Here is a 21,433-nt window from a genome sequence, read left to right on the forward strand (position 1 = left end):
TTTCCGTCTAGCTTATCATAAGATTGAATATTCAGTTAACCGAAAACAGAAGATGAGAAAGAGCGCCGTATTCTCCTTAATGGAAAAAAATGCGTTAAACTGATAACACTGATTGATATAAAGGAGGAGACGCTATGCTTAAACGCTTAGTCATCACCGGCTATAAACCACATGAGCTCGGTATATTCGACGACAAGCACGAAGGGGTGCGCTTTATCAAGAAAGCGCTCGAAAACCGCCTGCGCGCACTGGTCGACGAAGGGCTTGAATGGGTGATCCTGAGCGGCCAGCTCGGCGTTGAAACTTGGGCTGCTGAAGTGGTCATCGACTTGCAGGAGGAATTTCCACAGCTGCATTTCGCCATTCTCACGCCTTTTGAGGACCAGGAGAAAAATTGGAACGAAGCGAAGCAGGAAAAATACGAATTCCTGTTATCCCAAGCCGATTTCCACCGCAGCTTGACCAACAAGCCTTATGAAGCGCCTTGGCAGTTTGTCGAGAAAAATAAGTTCTTCCTCCGAAATTCCGACGGCATCCTGTTGATTTACGACGAGGAAACGGAGGGCTCGCCGAAGTTCATCAAACAGGAAGCGGAGCGCTATGCCGACAAGAATGAATACGACATCCTCATCATCTCTGCCGACGATCTGCGCATCGTCGCGGAAGAGGAACAGCAAAATGAATGGAATGGCTGGTGAGTCGATGCCCTGCATGCAATGTGCGGGGCTTTTTTAAATTTCTCTCTATAAAATGAAACTTACACGCCGAAAAACCGGCTGCCCAATAACCAAATTCGCCCAATTCCTATATAAAGATACGGCTTTTTTTAATATTACCTAAGCATTTGACTATTCCTTCACAATCCTATACCTTTAATAGTTATGTTAAAAAAACATCATAGGAGGAAACATGAACAACGCAACTAAAGTTTTTTATATCGCATTCGCACTCGTCATTTTGACTGTCGGTTTCGGGGTTATCGCTCCAGAATTATTTGAGCAAGGCACTGTAACCATTCGCAACTACATTAATACTGCTTTTGGCTGGTATTACCTTACAATCATGGCAATCCTCCTGATTCTCGTCATTGTTATTATTTTCAGCCCTTACGGTAAAATCAGGCTCGGGCGCGATTCGGACCGCCCGGAGTTTTCTACTTTCACTTGGGTCTCTATGCTCTTTTCAGCAGGCATGGGAATCGGCCTTGTATTTTACGGGGCAGCTGAGCCACTATCGCATTTTGCAATTCAACCGGCCACTGCTGAAATAGGGTCGGACGAAGCGTTTAAAGAAGCCCTGCAGCGAACTTATTATCATTGGGGCATCCACATTTGGACCATGTATGGAATGGTCGCCTTGTCCTTGGCTTTCTTCCAATTTCGCAAAGGAGAACCCGCCCTCATTTCATCTACATTAAAACCTTTATTCGGTGATCGGATGAACGGCCCGCTCGGTACATTGGTCGACGTATTGGCTGTATTCGCTACCGTATTTGGGGTAGCTACTTCGCTCGGATTTGGCGCTGCCCAGATCAATGGCGGGATTGCCTATCTTTTCGGCGCCCCTCAAGAAGAATGGGTGCAGATAGTCATCATCGCTGTAGTCACATTGCTGTTTATCATGTCGGCTTGGTCTGGCCTTAATAAAGGCATTAAATACCTTTCCAATACGAACATGGTGCTGGCGATCACTCTCCTTGCACTCGTTCTTGTTCTCGGGCCGACCATCTTAATTTTGAATATCTATACAGAAACTTTCGGGGCTTATATCCAAAACCTCATTGGATCAAGCTTTGAATCCGCTCCTCTCAGTACTGAAAATCGCAGCTGGTTGGATAGCTGGACTATCTTCTATTGGGCATGGTGGATTGCTTGGGCGCCGTTTGTCAGCATGTTCATCGCCCGTGTTTCAAAAGGCCGGACGATCCGTGAGTTTTTGATCGGCGTTGTTTTAGCACCGACAATCTTTGGGTCATTTTGGTTCGGGACTTTCGGAACGACTGCTATCGATATGCAAAAAAGCGGCATTGATTTGACGGCCTTTTCCACAGAGCAAACTTTGTTTGCGGCATTCAGCCATTTACCGCTTGGCATGATCATGTCGGTTCTTGCCATTTTGCTCGTCAGCACATTCTTCATCACGTCTGCAGATTCTGCGACTTTCGTGCTCGGCATGCAGTCGACGAACGGCTCCTTGCTTCCGAGCAACCAAATCAAAATTCTTTGGGGCATCGCCCAATCGCTCGTCGCCGCAATCCTGCTTTCGGTCGGTGGATTGACTGCTGTGCAAAACACCATTATTATCGCGGCTTTGCCATTTTCATTCATCATGATTTTAATGGTTATTGCGTTGTTTAAAGCCTTAAATGCAGAACTTGAATTGATGCAGCGCAAGAAATAATTTCCCGCCCGCCGTTACCGAACGGCGGGTTTTCTATAGCTTATGGATGCAGCGAAAGGGTATAGGAAGGTAATGACTTTTGGAGGTGCTTGCAGTGGAAGGAGAAACGAAGAAAATCATTCAGGATTCACTCGATGCCTTATATGAAAAAAAGGAATTTCTCCCTGATTTAACTGATGGCGTCCGTAAACAAGCGTTCAACTCTTTAAGTGCCATTATCTCCACACCGAATAATATCCACAAATCATTTTTGCGCGTTCCGCGGGAAGACGGTACGATCGAACGAATCCCCGCTTACCGGGTGCAGCATAACGATAGCTTAGGTCCCTATAAAGGAGGCATCCGTTTTTACGAGGGGGTCAATGAAGAAGAAGTCGTCAATCTGGCCTTTTTGATGACCTTGAAAAATGCCCTTCACCAAGTTCCATTTGGCGGCGGCAAAGGCGGCATCGTTATCAATCCACGAAATTACAGCGAAAAGGAATTGAATATCGTGTCGCGCAAGTATGTGCGCTATTTCGCTGACGTCATCGGGCCGGACAAAGATATTCCAGCACCCGATATGGGGTCAGGCGAACGTGAAATGGACTGGATGATGGCAGAGTATAAAAAAATCCACCACGGCAAGCCTTATCTCGGGAGTTTTACTGGCAAAAGCGTCGTTAACGGCGGTTCTCTCGGGCGCCGGGAAGCGACCGGAAAAGGCGTTTATTTCACTTTCCGCTATTTAATCCATGATTACGTGCTGGCACACAAAGAACACCTGGAAAATTCAGGTAATATCTTCGCACAGACAGCTTTGGAGCATGCGGAACGCCCTTTGAAGATGGCGGTCCAAGGATTCGGGAACGTCGGATCTGTCGCTGCACTCGAAGCCTATCAATGCCGGGCCTTGAATAACCAAATAACCGCCGTCAGCGACCGCAATGTCACCCTTTATAATGAAGACGGCCTCGATATCCCAAGTTTGATCGCTTTCACTTCCGGCAATCGGGGAGATTTGCCGAAAGATGCCGCAGAACTTGGCAAATCCGGCATCAAAGCAGAAATCGGGGGACGCGATGAATTATTGACTCTGCCCGTCGATGTACTCTTTTTGGCAGCACTTGAAGACCAAATCCACCAAGATAATATGGAAAGCATCCAAGCCAAGATCATCGTAGAAGGCGCAAATGCACCGACGACGCGCGTTGCTGATGAGTATTTGGACAATCAAGGGGTTATCATCATCCCGGATATCTTAGCCAATGCTGGCGGCGTCATTGTCTCTTACCTTGAATGGCTGCAAGGCCGCGAAACACAATATCACGAAGAATCGGAAGTATTTCGCCTGTTACTGGAAAAAATGCAGGAAACGATGGATACCATCCTTCCCCAATACTTTGGAGACCCATATCCACTTCGTGAAAATTGCTTTATCCATGCCGTGCAGCGCCTATCGACTGTATTGCATAAACAAGGCAATCTCTATTGAAAAAGACAGCCCCCTGTAATTTAACGGGCTGTCTTTTCATTTAGGAAAGCGAATTTCCAGGAGCTTTTCGCATGGCTGGCGCTTCGCTCATTCATTTTCAGCTATGCGTTTGTCATAGGAATACCGGTATGCACCCCGGCGGAACTGGAGAATCGGATCAACCGAACAACTGAGGCCTGCGGTCATTACAGTCGGATCGTACAGCGCTTGTTCGGCTTCTTCTTCTGGCGCTTCGATTACCAAGTTTCCAAGAAAGATTCGTTCACGATCTTTCGGCCAATCGCGCGTCGGATCGTCCGTCGGGTCGCCTGTTTCACCGATGATGGCATACAGCTTGAAAGACACGGGGCTGCGTGCGGTTCGCTCAGCCAATTCCCGTTCGTAATAGCCGAAAGGCAAATCTTTCATATCCTTTAAGGAACGCTTGTCTTCCCCAGCATCTGGCTCGAATACGTATTTGACTGCCTGTCTCTTGCCTTCTTTTTCAAAATAGAAAGCGTGGATGGAATGATAGATGCCCGTTGCGAAACTTTCCGGCACCGTCATTTTTTTCATGCTCGAGAACATTGCCCTCACCTCAGGAAAATCCGTCAGCAGTTCTGCCAGCTCTCCTAGTTTCGGGCGGCCCTTTTGAAAAGATCGTGACACTTTAAGCATCTCCATAAAACGTTCAGGCGAACGGGTAAAAAATACCGGTGAAGTCACTGATACGATGTTCGTCACCTCTTCCGGCCCGATCTTGAATTGGACTGCCATCCCTTTGACCGGCGACATGGCATCCGCCCAAGTGGGATCCGGCGAGAAATGGGAAAAGCGCACAAGCACCGGCACCTTTGCTTTTTGAAAATGCGCAGCATCGGTCAAGTCGGTGGCATCGCCGCTGCCTTGGAATAGCCCTTTATATCCTGCGCCTCTGGCATGCGCACGCCGATAGCCTTTATGCTCACCAAAGATTTCTTCAATCTGGGTGACAGCCTGTTGTTCTTTTTGATTGGGCTCCATGCCATCCCTCCTTTTCCCTTTTATACCCGCTATGCATATTATTGAACAGAACGGGAATACCTTTTAAGTAGAATGCTTTTCAAAAAGGAGGAACGTAAAATGGATTTTCAACATCAAGATAACCGGATCGCCATGTTCGATGGCTCTGAGGAAGTCGGCTTTGTCAGCTACGTCGAAAACGGTGATGTGCTAACAGTTGACCACACCGAAGTGGCACCGCAGCTTAGCGGGCAAGGGATGGGCAAGGAACTGGTCGGCAAAATGGTTGAGCATGCAAGAAACGAAGGCAAGTCAATTGACCCGCAATGCCCATACGCTAAAAAAGTGATTGACGACACTAAGGAATTCCAGGATGTCCTGGTGAAATAAATAATTGGTGAAGTAGTGAATTGAAGAATCAAAAAACAGCCAATGAATGAGCGAAGCATCGCTGAGTTCATTTATTGGCGACGCATCTGTCACGCAGATGTGGGAGCGCAGTGGTTAATATGATGCTTGCGCAAAGCGAAAGTTGAGTAAATCTTTTTATGCGATGCTCGACTATCGAGATAGTTGAGCACAAAGATTTTTCAGTAGAAAAAAGGCAAGGCGACTCAAATGAGTCCGCCTTGCCTTTTTTTCATTACAGGAAATTAACGGAAATCGCCGTCCGCTACGTTGTAGAGGTAGCTCCAGTTGTCCGCTTTGTGCAAGTCGTGGAACGTCAGCTTATCGCCTGTGCCAAGCGTCACTTCTTCGCCCATGATAGCGACGACCATGGCCGTCCCTGTGTTATCAAGGTTCAAATAGACATCGCCGATTGACGGGCGGATCGAGCTTCTGTCGCGCAGATCTTCTGCCAATTGGGCGTCATGCTGCTGCTGTTCTTTCGATACATTCCCTTTGTCGAAATAAGCAATATCGTTGCTGCCTTGCTCTTCTCCTGGGACCATCACGAAGAACTCTCTTGATTTGACAGTGTTCTGTCTGCTCGTGATGACATTCTTGCCTTCAACGGATTCGATTTTCTCAAACTCGTTCAAGGAATAATGGTCCATATAATCCGGATCCGGCTTGGCGATCAAGATGTAGCCGCCTTCTTCTGCCGGTACGTCTTCGCGCAATGTGTAGCGCTCGCCGAAGAACATGAACGAATCCATATGTTTCGGTTTATAGAGCGACACTTCGTCAGCGCGGCTCGCCACTTGCTCCATGTCTTTGACACGGAACATCAAGACCGATTTTTTAGCGAGCGGCTTGACGGAATAGACTTTATGCAATTCGTTATTGTAATAGACGAATTGTCCTTTTCGTACTTGAAGTAATTTCATTCTTTCCCCTCCGATACTATCAGTGCTATGGACCATTTTAGAGCAAATAATGCAGGAAGTCCATGCAACCGAATGATTTATCTGCTATTGTGAAAACATCCCAAGATTCTGTAAAAGGAGTGGCCTGTATGGAATACGAAAGCCGTGAAGATTTTATCATCAAGAAATATCAGCAAGACGAAGAAACGATGGTCCGTGTATTTGTGCAATGGTGCGTCAACCATAAAGTCGACCCGCTTGCACTTTATACAGCGGCATATCCGGCACAAGCTGAAAACCAGCTGCTGAAAACCGCTATGGAAGAAACCGAAGCGTTCGAATACGATATCGGCGGCGATGTCTTGCTCGAAGTTCTCCAATCATTCGGCAATGACGATTTGGCGTTTGAAGTCGCAAATGCCATGGAGAAATTGCCGCGTGAAGAATAGCTTAGCGGCGGCCTTTGCGCGCTAATTCCTTCGCCTTGTTTTCGATATGGGTCGTGCGCAGATTTTCGATACGGTTCGAGGAGACGCGGCTATAAATGCCATCGAATTTTGACGCCGTTTTCAATTCTTTGCTGTCCACATCGGCCACATCTTCAGGTTCCGAAGGTGTCCGTTCTTCCACTTCCTTAGTTTCCTTATCCATCGCGAGTTCACTCCCTTCCACAAACAAATCCCTTTTTTCAACCGTTCCCTTGAATGGCGAGAGGTAAACGTCCAGCCAACGGCAAGAAAAAAAGAACGGCCCGGTGTGCTCTGCTCCGGCCGTTCTTTTGTATGTTCTTTCTTTACTTTGCGAAAGCCGGGACGGTTTGCCGCTGACGTTCTAGATACTTCGCCAGTTCCAGCATGCCGTACGTGCCAGCTACGCCCTCCGCATCTGCATTGTAATTTGTATTGGTATTGACATCGTAAGTGAATAGTTCGCCCCCGGCATTTTGGATAAATTCAATGCCCGCCACTTCGATGCCGTTTTTTTTAAGGAAACGTTCGTACTTGGCGATAATTGGATCATCAAAACCTTCGATGACCTGGAACTTCGGCCGCGTTTCCGAGGCGCCATCTGCTGGGCAAGAGATGTCTTCAAGTCGGCAGGCATCGGCTGGGCATAACTCGAAGCCTTCCGATGTATCCACTCGCACTGCATAGAGGAATTTGCCGCCGACGAATTCACAGCGCGTGATGAACGGCTCAGGCGCTTGAATGTATTGCTGCAATAAGGTGATGCCATCTACGGATTCGTCGAATCCATCACTGCCCGCATATTCCTCCAGCGCTTCTAATGAATGGAACAACCGGACGCCAAGCCCTTTTCCAGCACGGTTGTGTTTAGTGATAAACGATTCGCCCTCAAAAACGGACGCCGCTTCAAGAAGCTGTTCTTTGCCGCTCACAGCAACCGTTTTCGGCGTTTGGATGCCGGCTGCATCAAGCGCCATGTACTGGTTCACTTTGCTCACTTCAAGCCGGAGTGCACGGCTGCCATTGACGACGCGGCGGTTGTGGCGTTCGAGCCAGGCAATTTTCGCTTCAGCCATTTCGGGCGCAAAGCGATGCCCTCTCGTATGCGAAGAAGCGCTCATGCGGTTATAGAAAACCCCTTGCGGCGGGTCAGTCGTTAAATCGACCGATCCTGCGTTGGTAAACCAATCTTCATAGGGCACCCCGAGTTCATCTAAGCGCCGGAATAAATGGACCGTCCATTCCTCGTTTTCATGAATTACATAAACTTTCTCCGTCATTCGGGTTCCTCCTCAGAAATAGAGCTTTGAATACCTTGAGCATACAACATCCTCTTAATCCCTACAAGTCTTATAGACTTTAAAGAATAAAACGTATAAAAAAACGCCGGATGCCTCCGGCGCTCGTTTCAAGAAGTGAAAGTCGATGGCATTAACACAGCAACCACTTCTCCGTTTGCGACTTTTACTCCATCCGCAAACACTTCTACGTTTATTTTGAATTTTTTCGGATGGATCTCTTCAACCGCCCCTACTGCTTTCAAAGTCTTGCCTTGCGGCGTCGGCTTCAGATAATCGACGTGCAAAGACCCCGTCACAAAGCGCGGCGGTTCTTCCCCGCTGCCAGGCTCATAGCCGTTTTTGCGGTGAAGGGCGAGCGACGCCGAACCCGTTCCATGGCAATCCACAAGCGATGCCAATAATCCCCCGTAAACAAAACCCGGTATCGCCGTATGTTCTTTCCGCGGTTCATAGAAAGTCACGGTTTCTTCGCCGTCCCATCCTGTCCGGAGTTGAAGCCCATTTTCATTCAGCCGGCCACATCCGTAGCACCAGGCAAAATCTTGTCCATACTCGTCTTGGATTGCATGTTCTACCATTTCACTCAATCTCGTCCACTCCTTTGGTAAAAGTCATTCTATGCTCTATTCCACATGACCCCGAAAGATGCCTGCCAGAAGGCATAGAAAAAGCATGACCCGATAAACTCGGATCATGCTCTTCCTTACCTTATCCTCCGATTCGTCCCTGGAGGATTTTCGCACGCGGAAAATTCTATTCAATTCGATTCTTCTACAAACGTACATGTTGGCGATGTAAAACAAAACTCCCGCCTATGCAGTTTAATGGCGCTGGCCGTCTTTGGATTTTTCACATATACTTCTCAGTGATCAATAGACTTTGCAGCCAGGCGTTCAGTTGCACTTACACAAAAAACCTACCTGTTACTGTTAAAACGAAATTTCTTTAGGCTGAACCATTTTCATCTGGTTCCCGACAAGAGCTATATCGCCAGTAAAGCAAATTTTCCGCCAAGGCTGTGCATATTCTCATCAAAAGGCGATTCCGGTAAAAACCGCTCGTGTCTTCTGATGGTCATTCCGCCTTGTACTAAGTGGATACCCACGTCATTTAGCGCTTAAACCTATTTTTCTTAATTTTCTTATTAATTTTAAAACTTTTTTACTTTTCTAGATTTGAACCGTATACTTAGAATTAGTTCGACATCCGGAATACAAAGGGAGAGAAAATCATTGGTTAAAAGTTTACCGACACGTTCAGAAGTATCAATAGAAGAAACATGGAATTTAGAAAGTCTTATGGCAAGTCCTGAAGCATTCGACACTGCTTTAGAGGAACTTGATCAAGAAACTGCCGCTTATGCGGAGAAATTCCAAGGCCGTATCACTGACGCCAAGTCAGCCCTTGAAGCCCTTGAAGCGTATCTTGAAATTGCTGAGAAATTGGTAGCACCAGGCACTTACGCCAACCTCTCCTACAGCACCGACCAAACCGATGCGGCAGCCCAGATGCGCGCCGGGAAATTCAGCGCATTTTCAGCTAAAATTAGCAGCCGACTCGCTTTCGTAGCAAGTGAGTTATTGGAATTGCCCGAACCCGTCTTAAAACAAGCGATGTCGCAATCGCAAGAGTTCGAAGGCTATTTGAAGAAATTGCTGCGAAAAAAACCACATCAATTGCACCCAGCTGCAGAGAAAGCATTGGCTTCCTACTCTTCTGTCTTTCAGTCCCCTTATGGATTGTACAATACAACGAAAATGGTCGATATGGACTTTCCTGATTTCGAAGCTGGCGGCAAATCCCATCCACTCAGCTACGTCTCGTTCGAAGGCGATTGGGAAGCGGAAACCGATACCGAACTGCGGCGCGCTGCGTTCACAGCGTTTTCCGACAAACTCCGCGACTATCAACACACGACTGCTAAAACATATGACATGCAATTGCAGACGGAAAAAACAACAGCTGATTTGCGCGGATATGAGGATATTTTCGAGTATCTGCTATTCAACCAGGAAGTCGAACGTCCGCTTTACGACCGCCAAATCGATTTGATCCAGACGGGACTGGCGCCGCATATGCGCAAATATGCGCGATTGCTGAAAAAAGCGCACAACTTGGACAAAATGACTTTTGCCGATTTGAAGATTTCCTTGGATCCGGAATATGATCCGGAAATTACGGTCGAGGAATCGAAACAGTATATAAATGATGCGCTCGGCATTATGGGACCGGATTATTTACATATGGTGGAACGGTCGTACGATGAACGCTGGATCGATTTTGCGCAGAACAAAGGTAAGTCGACAGGCGCATTCTGCGCGAGCCCTTACGGCGACCACCCGTATATCCTAATTTCCTGGACCGGCCGCATGAACGAAGTATTCGTATTGGCGCATGAACTGGGCCACGCGGGCCATTTCTATCATGCGAACCGCGAGCAAAACTTATTAAACGCGCGCCCTTCGCTGTACTTTATCGAAGCGCCGTCAACGATGAATGAAATGCTCGTAGCCAATCATTTACTGAAGAATTCCGAAGATCCGAAATTTAAGCGCTGGGTTATTTCATCGATCGTCGCCAGAACCTATTACCATAACTTTGTCACTCATTTGCTCGAAGCAGCTTATCAGCGCGAAGTGTATAAAAAAGTTGATGCCGGAGAAAACGTCAATGCCGGCGTGCTCAATGCGTTGAAACGCAGCGTGCTGGAGGAATTCTGGGGCGATGATGTGGAAGTTACAGAAGGTGCAGAATTGACCTGGATGCGCCAGCCGCATTATTATATGGGGCTTTACCCGTATACCTATAGCGCCGGGCTAACCATCTCCACGCAAGTATCGAAGCGGATCCTGTCAGAAGGCCAGCCAGCCGTCGACGAATGGATTGACGTATTAAACGCAGGCGGCACGAAAACCCCTGTCGAATTATCAAAAATGGCAGGTGTCGACATCACGACCGAACAGCCATTGCGCGACACAATTGCTTATATCGGCGAATTGATCGACGAACTGGAACGCTTGACCGAAGAAATCGACCAGCAACATTAATACAAAACAGGCGGCATAAAGGGAAATCCTTTATGCCGCCTGTTTTTATTTTACACGTACGAACCGCATCATCACTTGTTCAATAATGATGGCAATGATGGTCCCTGTTATCAAGCCATTTGATAAAATAGCAGCGACAGCTGATGGCAGCCCCGCCATGCTTTCCGTCGGGATGAACATCAAACCGACACCTGTCATGAGGCCGAAAGCCGATACTTTGTAAGATCTTTTTCGATTTTCTTCCGCTTCAAGCGCGTTGAAGGCCATTTCCACCATCTTGGAGAAAATTGCAAAGATGACAGCATACGCAACCGGAGCCGGCAAGGAAGCGAGGACAGCCATCAATTGTGGAAACAAACTGATGCCCGTGACGATGACACCGCCAACGATGAATGGCCGCAGTCCGGGAGTCCTTGTCGCACTGACAAACCCAGCTGCACCGGAAATCGGCACAGGGCCGACAGAAGAAAACAGCCCAGCAAGCAGATGGTTCAGCCCTGATGCGACTGATGCCTGCTTCATACGGTCTTCTGTCTGGATCGAGAAGGCGTTTTTTAGCAAGCTTTCCATGACGTGGACCGAAGCCATCATGTTGGCGATGAGCAATACGGTCAGGAACAAAGTCGTTACAAACATGCCCCCATCAAAGACGAGCGGGCCAAAGACCAGCATGTCCGGGAATGTTATCCATGCCCCGCTAGTTTCAGGAATGCTCGGCGCTTTGCCGATAGCCCAAAACAGCAGCCACCCAAAAGCGATGGACAGGAGTACTGAATAGCGGCTGATGAACGCTGAACGGTGGAACATGAAATAGAAAGTGATTAAAATGACCGCGACCGCTGCCAGCAGCACCCATACATCCAATAAATCCCCTTCCGATGAAATGCCGAACAGGCCTTTCATGATCGATTCACTAATCTGCAACACGAGCAGTAGTAAATAAATAAACGTGACGGTCGGAGTGAAAAACTGTTTCAGCTTATCCACTACACCCGTGACAGCGAAAACAATAAATAGAATACCGCTATAGAACAAGCCGCTTTGCAGTACTTGCAAGGATTCTTCAGCAGTTGAATACAAAACGCCGACAAGTCCGGCGTAGACGATAAATACGCCCCACCATAAGCCGGCTGGCCCTTCGTTGATCGGCAAGCGGTGGCCGATAAAGGCTTGGATCAGGCAGGCGATGCCGAGGACGAAGATGGTGCGCTGCAAAAACAGCGCGGTGTCGGCAGTGTCCATACCGAAGATGTTTGCGATGGCGATGGGGGCTGCAATGGAGGAAGCGATAAGGAAAATCGCCCATTGAAAGCCGCCCGCTAAATTTTTTGTCATGAGGCAACTCTTTTCATTTAAAGTATTGTTTCAGTCTACATGTTCCACTAAATATAAAAAGCCCTGAAGCGTCAGGGCTTTTCCGTTGGCTGGCCGTTTGTATCCCGCGGCTCATCCGGTGTGTTCGGATTTTCTTGTCGATCTGCTTGCGCTTGTTCATCAGACTCTTTCCGCGTTTCACCGCGGTCGTAAATCACCGGGTATCCTTGCTCATTCAATTTTTTGACTTGTTTCCGCGACGCTCTCATCAAAAGACGGACGATAAGGATCGATAGGATGAAAATAATGACGACCGAGATGATTCCCGGAATATATTCAGACTTGTCTTCAGGAAAATAGAGAAAGTCCATTAATTACTACCACCTTTAAACTTCAAGTTTCCCTAGTATTATACATGAAGCCGAGCGGCTATTGACGCCCGTAAGGTGAACATTTCATGGCAATCGTACAGCATTCGATACTGCTTGTTTCAGGATTTCGTAAGAGCGCATGCGCTTGTCCTGGTCATAGATATAGGAGACTGCCATCAATTCATCGATTGGCAATGATCCGGCAAAACGGCCAATCTGCTCGCCTAGCTGCTCGACATGCCCTTTGAATGTGTAGCGCGCCATCGATTTGACCATCGCTTCTTCAGCGTAGCTCCAGCGGCCGTCCATCGTCTCGACTGGCGGCATTAATGGGTTTTTTGTGCCGCGGACGACATTCAAATAGAACTGGTCGCTTGAAGTCGAAAGCTGTTCCGCTTCTTCTGCACTGTCGGCACCGACAACATTTACGCAGGCGATAACGTACGGCTCTGCTAATTTTTCGGAAGGCTCGAAGCGGCAGCGGTAGATGGCGACTGCCGATTCCAATTGCTGAGGGGCAAAATGCGCCGCAAAAGCGTAAGGCAAGCCAAGTTTCGCCGCGAGCACTGCACTCGATGTGCTTGAACCGAGAATGAATAACGGCACTTCCGTCTCCACGCCCGGATAGGCTTTCACAGATTCCTGCGCCTCACTCGGCCCCAGATAACGCTGCAGTTCTTCGACATCTTCAGGAAATTGGAACGCCGTCTCCTGAGTTGTCCGGCGAAGAGCGCGAGCGGTTTGCATATCGGTGCCCGGTGCGCGGCCGAGGCCCAGATTGACGCGACCGGGATGCATCGTCTCGAGTGTGCCGAATTGTTCGGCGACAACGAGCGGCGTATGGTTGGGCAGCATGATGCCACCGGAACCGACTTCGATCGTATCGGTCGCTTCAAGCACTTTGGAAATGAGAATCGACGTCGCTGAACTTGCGAGCGTCGGTGTATTGTGATGCTCAGACAGCCAGAACCGTTTATAGCCCAGTTGTTCGGCATGGCGTGCGAGGTTTGTCATATCTTCGAACGCTTGCACCACCGGATAGCCTTGGCGCACTGGAACCAGGTCCAGGATGGATACTGCAAGCTCTTTTGTTTGTTGTGTCATGTGTCAACTTCCTTCCATCCAATTCGGATGATATAAGGATAGGAGGAAATTCCTTCAAATTCAAACTATCTGCTCTGCCTATAATTGATAGCTTTTGCCGATTTCAGCGAACGCCACATCGCCGCTGTAAGTTTTCTTCGCTTCCGTGAGGATTTCGGATAATTCTCCGTACTGCGGCAAATGAGTCAATAAGAGCTTCTTAGCTGAAGCTTGTGAAGCAAGCTTCCCCGCTTGACTGCCGCTCATATGGCCTTGGATGACGCCGAGGTATTTTTCGTATAAATTCGATTCCGCGACGAGCAGGTCAGCTGATTGGGCAAACGGCACGAGTTCGTCTTTCCATGCTGTATCGGCCGTGAAGACCGCTGTCCGTTCGCCATTCGTAAAGCGCATCGCCAGACAGTAGACAGGGTGGTCTGTCTCACAAAAACTCACTTGGAACGGCCCGAGTTCGAGCGTGTCGCCCACCTCTATCGCACGCCCTTCCGTCACACCTTTATAAGACAATACAGCGAAGCCTTCTTGATCTTTGTCATGCGCATAGATCGGCAAAGGCACATCCCATTCTTTCAATTGCATCCCGACCATCGCAGCATGCTGCAAGACGCCTATATCCGCCACATGGTCGGGGTGATAATGGCTGATGACGACCGCATCGATGTCTTTCAGTTCCGTGTAATTCTGCACCGCCGCGACCACCCCGCTGCCGCAGTCTAGCAAGCAGCGGTAGCCGTCCTGTTCGATCAAATAAGCGCAGGTAGCTTCGTTTTTATTCGGATAGCCGCCCCAAATCCCGATTGGCGTAATTTTCATGGTCACCACTCCTCCCGTTTTTCCCCAGTATATCATTTCAACATACGCCACGTAGTTTAAGAGTTTTGGCACGTGGTATATAGAGAGTAAGAAGAAAATATTGGAGGGATTCGTTTTGGTAATTAAACTATCAGTCGAAAACGCAGTGCAAGCAAAAGCAGAAATTGAAAAGCTTGAGTCACAAGGATTCACGCATGACGACATCTATATTTTCGCGCATGACCCGAAACGCACAAAAGACATCACGAAAGCACTTGATACAGAGTCAGTCGGCATGAAAGAACAAGGCTTTCTCGACAGCATGAAAAACATGACTTCTTCCCGCGGCGATGAATTGCGCGCGAAACTCGAAGCAGCTGGCCTCACGAAGCAAGAAGCAGATGAGTACGAAGAAGTTCTAGACACAGGCAAATTGGTCATCGTAGCTAACAAAGACAACTGATGATCAACTAAACCCCTTACGGCAGCTCGCCGTGAGGGGTTTTATTATGACCCAAGTTTATTTCTTACCAAAAAAAGTTATATCACAAATATTATTATACTGCTGAAAATCCCTTGAAAAACTAGTAAAATACTATTTTTCCCTAATTGAATTTGTGAAAACGTTTTAATTTTGCTATATTTGAAAAAGGTTAATTTTCAAATAAGTAAATTTGTACGCTTAACGAGGGGGAGCAAGATGTTTAAAAGTATTAAAATGGGGAGCGCCTTTATTGGGATTATCGTCGGTGCTGGTTTCGCTTCCGGGCAGGAAATCCTGCAGTATTTCACCAGTTTTGGAATGATGGGGACTGTGGCGGCCGTGATTGCCACTGCACTTTTTGCTTATCTGGGGATGAGCTTGACGCGCCTTGGCAGCCGCATGCGCACTACTTCCCATAAAGAAGCCATTTTCGGCATCAGTGGCCGTTTGATCGGCACCATCGTTGATTACATAATCATTTTAACGCTATTCGGTGTAGGCGTCGTCATGATCGCCGGAGCCGGTTCGATTTTCTCTCAGCAGTTCGGCTGGTCAGCCGCTCTTGGCAGCACCGTCATGGCGGCTTTGATCATCTTGACAATCATGCTGAACGTTCAAAAAGTCATCAACATCATCGGAAGCATCACGCCGTTTCTGATTCTTGCAGTGATTGGGCTTGCCACTTACAGTTTATTGACGATGGATGGTTCGTTTTCAGCGCTTGAATCCATCGCCAAAGAACAGGAATCGGCAGTTGCCAACTGGTGGTTGTCTGCCATCAACTACGTCTCCTTCAATATTGCGGTCGGGGCTTCGATGTCCATCGTCATGGGCGGGACTGAAAAAGATGAAAAGATCGCAGCACGCGGCGGGCTGATCGGTGGGTTTGGGCTTGGTATCCTGATCATCTTGAGCCACTTGGCGATCTTCTCGAAAGTCGATGTCGTCGGCACGGCAGAAATGCCGATGCTGCAAATTGCGGATGATTTATCGCCTGCACTCGGCGTCTTCATGTCGGTCATTTTGTTCGGCATGATCTACAACACCGGCGTCAGCATGCTGTTCTCGTTCTCCGCACGCTTTGTCGAAATGGGGACAGCGAAATTCCGCATCTTCGTCATCATCGTCGGAGTCGCTGCTTACATCCTGAGCTTTGTCGGGTTCACGAAACTAGTCAACTGGTTTTACCCGATTGTCGGATACCTTGGATTGTTCTTGGTCGGCGCATTAATTTTCAATGACCTTCGCAAATCGAAAAAAGAAGTCACACGCGCAGAAAAAATCAGACACCAAAGCACATGATTGTGCTTTGGTGTTTTTTTCATGGTACCGTTACTATACTGTTTTTTCAGCAAACGGAACGGAGGAATAAATGATGAGCGAACCCATTCAATTGAACGGCCGCCAAATCGAAACGCACCAGCTCGACTTGCGTCAATTAGAAGACGGCCGGAGACATCTCTCGTGTGACTTCAAAGTGACGAGCGAAGTTTACCACGATATTGCCGTCCTGCTGTATGAGATGAATTTCCGCGTCACTTTGCCGGCTAAAGACCAGGAATTCGACGCTGCCATTTCCAATTATTTCACAGATACGACCAACCTTTATAAAGACAATGAAGTAGCGGATTATCATCTGGAACTGACCGAACTGGCATCAAATTGAAAACAAGCGTAAGAAAAGCGTATGGAGAACACTCTCCATACGCTTTTCTATTACCGCCTAAAGCGGCTTCCTGTGCTTTTGTTGCGCAGCTTTGCCATCAATTCTTCGGCTTTTGCAGCGCGTTCATTCGTCTGTGTGAGATCCGCTTCGATATCCACGACCCGTCCCGCTTCGATGCTCAGTCTGAACCACATGCCCTGCCTGCTGCCTTCCGGTAAATAGCGCAGCGGCACATGGAATTCGCGCCCAGCTTGCTCTGCGATGATGACAGCCACACCGCCATCTTCAAATCGATCCAATACCCCTCTCATCTGCTCACTCCCCTACACAAGCTAATCCCTGTTCTTTCAACCCAGCCAGTTTTCCTTCGCCGATGCCGCTGACACGCGTCAAGTCATCGAGCGTTTCAAACGGGCGCTCGTCGATGATTGCTTCCGCCAATGCTTCTCCGATTCCGGTCAGCTCCGACAGCTCCGCAGTAGAGGCTCCGTTGATATCCACACAGCGGTTGCTGCCTTCTTTGGCGACGCCTTCCCGTTCGGTTTCTACGCTATATTCCTGGCCGTCCGTCTCGACGATGATGGTGCCATTGACGTCAGTGCCGTACACTTCCGCCCCTTCATTTTCCACAGACGCCAGCACTTCTGCGTACGGATGGCCATAAGGATTATCAAGGCCTGCACTATAAATCGCTACCTCGGGCTCCACGACCTGCAAAAATTCCAGGCTCGTGGATGTATTGGAGCCATGGTGGCCCATCAGCAAAATATCCGCTTCGAGCGGCAAGCCGCTGGCGACCATTTCCCCTTCTGCCTGGATGTCGGCATCGCCTGTAAAGATGAATGCTGTCTCCCCGTAGCTGATGTGAAATGACAGCGAATCGCCATTTGTATCACCGCTCAATTCTTTGGGATGGAGCACTTCGATTTTCAGCGAACCGATCTCGTATTCGTCCCCACGCCGTGGTTCTTCATATGGAATCCCGGCTTCATCGACCGCTTCTAGCATCCGGATAAACGTATTGGAGGAACTCATGTTTCCCGACATCCACACTTCCCTGATGTCGTAAGTTTCGATGACCCGCGCCATTTGTCCAATGTGGTCGGCGTCTGGATGGGTCCCGACCGCGATATCGATTTCTTCGACTTGCAGTTTGTCCAAATACATCAGCACATCACTGGCGTTCCAATCGCCGGCATCAATCAGCATCGAATAGCCGTCCCATTCCAGATACGCGGCGGACCCTTGGCCAACGTCGATATAATGAACAGCAAGCCCGCCCAGTTGCCCTACAGTTGTGTTTTGCTCTGGCCGTTCCGGTTCCGCCGGTTTCGGGTTAGCCGGTTCACCGAGCGGGACGCAGCCCGCTAAACCCAGCAGCAAAACGGCAAGCCACATTAGCTTTTTCATGTTTTCCACCTCTTAGCCGAATTTTACCACAGCTTACGAAAAACGTGGAATTCCATATAAAAAAGCACGGGAGCACCCGTGCTTTCATGTCGACATATAGTCGCCGCCGTTCATATGCAAAAATTGCCCGGTCATATAGGAATTTTGCGGATCCGCCAAGAATACATAAGCTTTTACGAGTTCATATGGCTGTCCGGGGCGTCCTGCCGGCACGTCTTCACCGAAATCGGACCCGACGTCCGGGTTCACCCCCCCGAAAGTTTTTGTGATGAGCGGCGTCCAGATCGGGCCTGGTGCAATGCCATTGACCGCAATCTCCTCACGAACGAGCCGTCTTGCCAAGGAGCGTGTCATGGCGACCATCGCGCCGTTTGCCCCAGAGTAGTCGATGAGATCGGAATGGCCCCGGTAAGCATTGATGGAAGCGGTATTGATAATGCGCGACCCTTTTTTCAAATGAGGCAACGCCGCACGCACTAAATAAAACATCGCGAATGCCTTGATTTCGAAGGTTTTGAGCATTTGCTCATCGCTGATATCGAGCGGCGAAGTTTGCGGATATTGGAACCCTGCATTGTTGACGACGATATCCAAAGCGCCAAACTCCTCGAGCGCAAAGTTCACAAGTGCATCACAATTTTCGGATTTTCCAAGGTCTCCGCCTAAAGCACGTGCTTCGCCGCCGTAAGATCGGATGATGCCCAAGGTTTTGTCGGCGCCTTCTTCGTCATCGAGATAGCCGATGACTACACGCGCCCCTTCTTTTGCATAGGCGATCGCGACTGCTTGCCCGATGCCGCTGCTTGCACCGGTAACAATCGCCACCTTTCCTTCTAAAGCGCCGCTTGCTTTGTAATCAGCCAGATCGGTATTATCAAAACTTGCTTGTGCCATTGCTTATCCTCCTGCCAGTTTCAGTTAGTCGGAACTTTCGATAATCCCCATACTTCTTCGGAATACTGCTGGATTGTCCGGTCGCTTGAGAAAATGCCGGATGCCGCGATATTCCTTACGCACATGCTCGCCCATTCGACGGGATGGCCATATGCATCAAGCACACGATCATGCGTCCTAGCATAGTCCGCCAAGTCCTTCAGAACGAAAAATGGATCTCCGTTCTCCGTCAATTGGCGCACGATAAAATCGGAATTATGCGGGCCGTCTGACCATTCTCCGCGTGCCAATTCTTCAATAGTCTCGCGGATAGACGGGTCTTGTTCAATAATGTCTTTCGGATTATAGCTTCTATCATGCTCAAAACGCATGACTTCTTCTGAGCTCATACCGAAGACGAAGGCGTTTTCTTCGCCGACTGCATCGAAGATTTCCACGTTCGCCCCATCATACGTCCCAAGGGTTAAGGCGCCGTTCATCATGAATTTCATATTGCCTGTGCCTGATGCTTCTTTCGAGGCAGTGGAAATCTGTTCACTAATGTCTGCTGCTGGAATCAAGAACTCCGCATGGCTGACGTTATAGTCCTCGACGAACACCACATGCAGATGGCGCCTTACGACCGGATCATTATTGACACGCTCGGCGACCGTATTGATCAGCTTGATGACTTGTTTAGCGAAATGGTAGCTCGGGGCGGATTTTCCGCCGAACAAGAAGGTCCGTGGATACGGCCGGTAATTCGGATCGCTTTTGATGCGCTTGTATAATTGCTGGACATGCAAAATATTCATCAGTTGGCGCTTATAGCCGTGGATTCGTTTGATGTGGATATCAAAAATCGAATCGGGGTCAACGATGGTATTGTGCTCTCTTTCGAGGTGGTGGATCAAATGCTCTTTTTTCAGCTTTTTGATGGCTTGGAATGCCTCCAGGAACGGCCGGCTATCCGCCAGATATCCAAGTTCACTCAATTGTTCAGGATGGCGGATCCAATCCGGGCCGATGTGTTCGGTAATGAGTGAAGATAATTCCGGATTTGCTGCAAGCAGCCAGCGGCGATGAGTGATGCCGTTGGTCTTATTATGGAATTTATGCGGGAAGTATTCATTAAGTTCTTTCATTTCGCGTTTCTTCAGGATTTCTGTATGGAGCTTTGCCACCCCGTTCACTTTATAGCTGCCGACGACGGCCAAGACGGCCATTTTCACGACGCCTCCGTCGATGATCGACAGTTTATGCACGGCCTGTTCATCCAGTTCCTTCGATTCCCATTCGGCTCTGAAACGCCGATCAATTTCTTCGATGATTTGGTAAACACGCGGCAACAACTGGCGCAGCAGGCGGCTTTCCCATTTTTCCATCGCTTCTTCCAAAATTGTGTGATTCGTATAGGAGATGGTTCGCGTCGTCAGCGACCATGCTTGATCCCAATCCAATTCGTAATCGTCCATCAATATCCGCATCAATTCCGGCACGGATAAAGCCGGGTGCGTATCGTTGATTTGAATCGCTACTTTTTCAGGCAGTTCTTCAATATCGAAGTTACGTGTCGCGAGGATCGTGCGGATAGAGGCACTGCACAAGAAGTATTGCTGTTTTAGACGCAGCAGCTTCCCGCTATCAAGTGCGTCATCCGGGTAAAGGCGGTCGGATATTTTAGCGGTCTCGAGTTCATTTACCAAATAACCGAGCCCATAAGGCAACGGCTGGTCGGACGGTTCCGCCTGCCAGAGCCTGAGCGTGTTGATCGTGCCGCCCTTTGCCCCAACAATCGGCATATCGTATGGCACGGCTTTGACCCAAACCGCATTCTTCAGTTCCGTACGGACGCCTTGCTCTTCTACAGTCATGCTGGCTTCCCCATAAAACGGGATATCGAGTGCAAGATCTTCCCTGCGTACTTCGATGCCTTGCCCTTCTTTAATCCAATTGGTCGGCAATTCCACTTGGAAGCCTTTGATGAAATGTTGTGTGAACAAACCGCCGCGGTAGCGGATCCCGCAGCCATGCCCGGGCAGGCCGAGCGAAGCGAGTGAATCCAGGAAACACGCCGCCAAACGCCCGAGCCCGCCGTTTCCAAGGCCTGGTTCCTGTTCAAGCTCTTCAATTTCCGATAGTTTATAGCCCAGTTCGCCGAGCGCTTCTTCTACTAAGTTGTAAGCGCCCAAATTGTGCAGATTTTGCCCGAGCAAACGGCCCAGCAGGAATTCGATCGACAAATAATACAATTGCTTATCGCCGCTGTCCCGGTTGGCTGCTTGCTGCTTATCCCATTCCTGCAGCACTTGTTCACAAACCATTTTCCCTAATACATTATAGGCTGTGTTTTCTGTTTTATCCCCATTTTCCACTGTTAATCGCCGGTTGAATTCTTCCTTGAATTGCTCCTTGGAGTAAAACATTCTCAACACACCC

The 21,433-nt window shown here is 48.8% G+C and carries 22 protein-coding genes; 9 read left to right on the forward strand and 13 right to left on the reverse strand.

Going from position 1 to position 21,433, the window contains the following annotated elements; all coding sequences use genetic code 11:
• Nucleotides 1–134 precede the first annotated feature (134 nt).
• From KTG14_RS03425 to KTG14_RS03435, 3 genes are all read left to right on the forward strand, one after another.
• Nucleotides 135–698, forward strand: coding sequence for an SLOG family protein (locus tag KTG14_RS03425; protein WP_216969465.1), 564 nt, complete (start codon nt 135–137; stop codon nt 696–698).
• A 211-nt stretch (nt 699–909) separates the two neighbouring features.
• The gene (locus KTG14_RS03430) at nt 910–2,400 is read left to right on the forward strand and encodes a glycine betaine uptake BCCT transporter (RefSeq protein ID WP_216969467.1); all 1,491 of its coding nucleotides are present in this window, start codon (nt 910–912) and stop codon (nt 2,398–2,400) included.
• Nucleotides 2,401–2,494: 94 nt separating this feature from the next.
• The gene (locus KTG14_RS03435) at nt 2,495–3,874 is read left to right on the forward strand and encodes a Glu/Leu/Phe/Val family dehydrogenase (RefSeq protein WP_216969469.1); all 1,380 of its coding nucleotides are present in this window, start codon (nt 2,495–2,497) and stop codon (nt 3,872–3,874) included.
• An 87-nt stretch (nt 3,875–3,961) separates the two neighbouring features.
• Here KTG14_RS03435 and KTG14_RS03440 read toward each other — a convergent pair whose 3' ends face one another.
• Complete coding sequence (locus KTG14_RS03440) at nt 3,962–4,876, reverse strand: catalase (RefSeq protein ID WP_216969471.1); 915 nt, start codon at nt 4,874–4,876, stop codon at nt 3,962–3,964.
• 99 nt (nt 4,877–4,975) lie between these two features.
• Between KTG14_RS03440 and KTG14_RS03445 the strand changes: the two genes are divergently transcribed.
• Nucleotides 4,976–5,245 carry a GNAT family N-acetyltransferase gene (locus KTG14_RS03445; protein ID WP_211653036.1) on the forward strand — a complete coding sequence of 90 codons (270 nt, stop codon included), beginning with the start codon at nt 4,976–4,978 and terminating at the stop codon, nt 5,243–5,245.
• Between the two features lie 263 nt (nt 5,246–5,508).
• Here the strand turns inward: KTG14_RS03445 and KTG14_RS03450 are convergent, their stop codons facing one another.
• Nucleotides 5,509–6,186, reverse strand: a complete 678-nt coding sequence (locus KTG14_RS03450; RefSeq protein ID WP_216969473.1) for a hypothetical protein — start codon at nt 6,184–6,186, stop codon at nt 5,509–5,511.
• A 128-nt stretch (nt 6,187–6,314) separates the two neighbouring features.
• On the opposite strand from KTG14_RS03450, the gene KTG14_RS03455 reads away from it, so the two are divergent.
• Nucleotides 6,315–6,614, forward strand: a complete 300-nt coding sequence (locus tag KTG14_RS03455; protein WP_211653034.1) for a hypothetical protein — start codon at nt 6,315–6,317, stop codon at nt 6,612–6,614.
• 1 nt (nt 6,615) lies between these two features.
• Here the strand turns inward: KTG14_RS03455 and KTG14_RS03460 are convergent, their stop codons facing one another.
• The 3 genes from KTG14_RS03460 to KTG14_RS03470 form a co-directional block, all read right to left on the reverse strand.
• On the reverse strand, nt 6,616–6,816 hold the full coding sequence (locus KTG14_RS03460) for a hypothetical protein (RefSeq protein WP_211653033.1): 201 nt from the start codon (nt 6,814–6,816) through the stop codon (nt 6,616–6,618).
• Nucleotides 6,817–6,958: 142 nt separating this feature from the next.
• On the reverse strand, nt 6,959–7,912 hold the full coding sequence (locus KTG14_RS03465) for an ATP-grasp domain-containing protein (protein ID WP_216969474.1): 954 nt from the start codon (nt 7,910–7,912) through the stop codon (nt 6,959–6,961).
• 128 nt (nt 7,913–8,040) lie between these two features.
• Nucleotides 8,041–8,511 carry a PaaI family thioesterase gene (locus tag KTG14_RS03470; protein ID WP_216969696.1) on the reverse strand — a complete coding sequence of 157 codons (471 nt, stop codon included), beginning with the start codon at nt 8,509–8,511 and terminating at the stop codon, nt 8,041–8,043.
• A gap of 654 nt (nt 8,512–9,165) precedes the next feature.
• Here KTG14_RS03470 and pepF point away from each other — a divergent pair.
• Entirely contained in the window at nt 9,166–10,980 is a 1,815-nt protein-coding gene (pepF, locus tag KTG14_RS03475) for an oligoendopeptidase F (RefSeq protein ID WP_216969476.1), read from the forward strand.
• Nucleotides 10,981–11,025: 45 nt separating this feature from the next.
• On the opposite strand, the gene KTG14_RS03480 is transcribed toward pepF, so the two are convergent.
• From KTG14_RS03480 to KTG14_RS03495, 4 genes are all read right to left on the reverse strand, one after another.
• Nucleotides 11,026–12,315 (reverse strand): purine/pyrimidine permease, encoded by a 1,290-nt coding sequence (locus KTG14_RS03480; RefSeq protein ID WP_216969478.1) that lies wholly within the window; start codon nt 12,313–12,315, stop codon nt 11,026–11,028.
• Nucleotides 12,316–12,386: 71 nt separating this feature from the next.
• Nucleotides 12,387–12,665 (reverse strand): hypothetical protein, encoded by a 279-nt coding sequence (locus KTG14_RS03485; protein WP_216969721.1) that lies wholly within the window; start codon nt 12,663–12,665, stop codon nt 12,387–12,389.
• Nucleotides 12,666–12,749: 84 nt separating this feature from the next.
• The gene (locus KTG14_RS03490; protein WP_216969480.1) at nt 12,750–13,769 is read right to left on the reverse strand and encodes an LLM class flavin-dependent oxidoreductase; all 1,020 of its coding nucleotides are present in this window, start codon (nt 13,767–13,769) and stop codon (nt 12,750–12,752) included.
• 78 nt (nt 13,770–13,847) lie between these two features.
• Entirely contained in the window at nt 13,848–14,582 is a 735-nt protein-coding gene (locus tag KTG14_RS03495) for an MBL fold metallo-hydrolase (protein ID WP_216969482.1), read from the reverse strand.
• Between the two features lie 115 nt (nt 14,583–14,697).
• On the opposite strand from KTG14_RS03495, the gene KTG14_RS03500 reads away from it, so the two are divergent.
• From KTG14_RS03500 to KTG14_RS03510, 3 genes are all read left to right on the forward strand, one after another.
• Nucleotides 14,698–15,024, forward strand: a complete 327-nt coding sequence (locus KTG14_RS03500; RefSeq protein ID WP_216969483.1) for a YflT domain-containing protein — start codon at nt 14,698–14,700, stop codon at nt 15,022–15,024.
• A 237-nt stretch (nt 15,025–15,261) separates the two neighbouring features.
• The gene (locus tag KTG14_RS03505) at nt 15,262–16,347 is read left to right on the forward strand and encodes a YkvI family membrane protein (protein WP_216969485.1); all 1,086 of its coding nucleotides are present in this window, start codon (nt 15,262–15,264) and stop codon (nt 16,345–16,347) included.
• 73 nt (nt 16,348–16,420) lie between these two features.
• Complete coding sequence (locus KTG14_RS03510) at nt 16,421–16,711, forward strand: DUF3219 family protein (protein WP_254177955.1); 291 nt, start codon at nt 16,421–16,423, stop codon at nt 16,709–16,711.
• Nucleotides 16,712–16,761: 50 nt separating this feature from the next.
• Here KTG14_RS03510 and KTG14_RS03515 read toward each other — a convergent pair whose 3' ends face one another.
• From KTG14_RS03515 to KTG14_RS03530, 4 genes are all read right to left on the reverse strand, one after another.
• Entirely contained in the window at nt 16,762–17,022 is a 261-nt protein-coding gene (locus KTG14_RS03515; protein WP_216969489.1) for a DUF3006 domain-containing protein, read from the reverse strand.
• Nucleotides 17,023–17,026: 4 nt separating this feature from the next.
• Nucleotides 17,027–18,121, reverse strand: a complete 1,095-nt coding sequence (locus tag KTG14_RS03520) for an MBL fold metallo-hydrolase (protein ID WP_216969492.1) — start codon at nt 18,119–18,121, stop codon at nt 17,027–17,029.
• Nucleotides 18,122–18,205: 84 nt separating this feature from the next.
• Nucleotides 18,206–19,015, reverse strand: coding sequence for an SDR family oxidoreductase (locus tag KTG14_RS03525; RefSeq protein WP_216969494.1), 810 nt, complete (start codon nt 19,013–19,015; stop codon nt 18,206–18,208).
• A gap of 20 nt (nt 19,016–19,035) precedes the next feature.
• Nucleotides 19,036–21,420, reverse strand: coding sequence for a glycogen/starch/alpha-glucan phosphorylase (locus KTG14_RS03530; RefSeq protein WP_216969496.1), 2,385 nt, complete (start codon nt 21,418–21,420; stop codon nt 19,036–19,038).
• Nucleotides 21,421–21,433: the final 13 nt, after the last annotated feature.

Source organism: Planococcus sp. CP5-4_YE (assembly GCF_019042655.1).
GTDB lineage: Bacteria > Bacillota > Bacilli > Bacillales_A > Planococcaceae > Planococcus.

Coding starts and splice junctions, on each gene's coding strand:
- KTG14_RS03425 (WP_216969465.1), top strand. CDS start 135: ATGCTTAAACGCTTAGTCATCACCGGCTATAAACCACATGAGCTCGGT.
- KTG14_RS03430 (WP_216969467.1), top strand. CDS start 910: ATGAACAACGCAACTAAAGTTTTTTATATCGCATTCGCACTCGTCATT.
- KTG14_RS03440 (WP_216969471.1), bottom strand. CDS start 4,876: ATGGAGCCCAATCAAAAAGAACAACAGGCTGTCACCCAGATTGAAGAA.
- KTG14_RS03445 (WP_211653036.1), top strand. CDS start 4,976: ATGGATTTTCAACATCAAGATAACCGGATCGCCATGTTCGATGGCTCT.
- KTG14_RS03450 (WP_216969473.1), bottom strand. CDS start 6,186: ATGAAATTACTTCAAGTACGAAAAGGACAATTCGTCTATTACAATAAC.
- KTG14_RS03455 (WP_211653034.1), top strand. CDS start 6,315: ATGGAATACGAAAGCCGTGAAGATTTTATCATCAAGAAATATCAGCAA.
- KTG14_RS03460 (WP_211653033.1), bottom strand. CDS start 6,816: ATGGATAAGGAAACTAAGGAAGTGGAAGAACGGACACCTTCGGAACCT.
- KTG14_RS03465 (WP_216969474.1), bottom strand. CDS start 7,912: ATGACGGAGAAAGTTTATGTAATTCATGAAAACGAGGAATGGACGGTC.
- KTG14_RS03470 (WP_216969696.1), bottom strand. CDS start 8,511: ATGGTAGAACATGCAATCCAAGACGAGTATGGACAAGATTTTGCCTGG.
- KTG14_RS03480 (WP_216969478.1), bottom strand. CDS start 12,315: ATGACAAAAAATTTAGCGGGCGGCTTTCAATGGGCGATTTTCCTTATC.
- KTG14_RS03485 (WP_216969721.1), bottom strand. CDS start 12,665: ATGGACTTTCTCTATTTTCCTGAAGACAAGTCTGAATATATTCCGGGA.
- KTG14_RS03490 (WP_216969480.1), bottom strand. CDS start 13,769: ATGACACAACAAACAAAAGAGCTTGCAGTATCCATCCTGGACCTGGTT.
- KTG14_RS03495 (WP_216969482.1), bottom strand. CDS start 14,582: ATGAAAATTACGCCAATCGGGATTTGGGGCGGCTATCCGAATAAAAAC.
- KTG14_RS03505 (WP_216969485.1), top strand. CDS start 15,262: ATGTTTAAAAGTATTAAAATGGGGAGCGCCTTTATTGGGATTATCGTC.
- KTG14_RS03510 (WP_254177955.1), top strand. CDS start 16,421: ATGAGCGAACCCATTCAATTGAACGGCCGCCAAATCGAAACGCACCAG.
- KTG14_RS03515 (WP_216969489.1), bottom strand. CDS start 17,022: ATGAGAGGGGTATTGGATCGATTTGAAGATGGCGGTGTGGCTGTCATC.
- KTG14_RS03520 (WP_216969492.1), bottom strand. CDS start 18,121: ATGAAAAAGCTAATGTGGCTTGCCGTTTTGCTGCTGGGTTTAGCGGGC.
- KTG14_RS03525 (WP_216969494.1), bottom strand. CDS start 19,015: ATGGCACAAGCAAGTTTTGATAATACCGATCTGGCTGATTACAAAGCA.
- KTG14_RS03530 (WP_216969496.1), bottom strand. CDS start 21,420: ATGTTTTACTCCAAGGAGCAATTCAAGGAAGAATTCAACCGGCGATTA.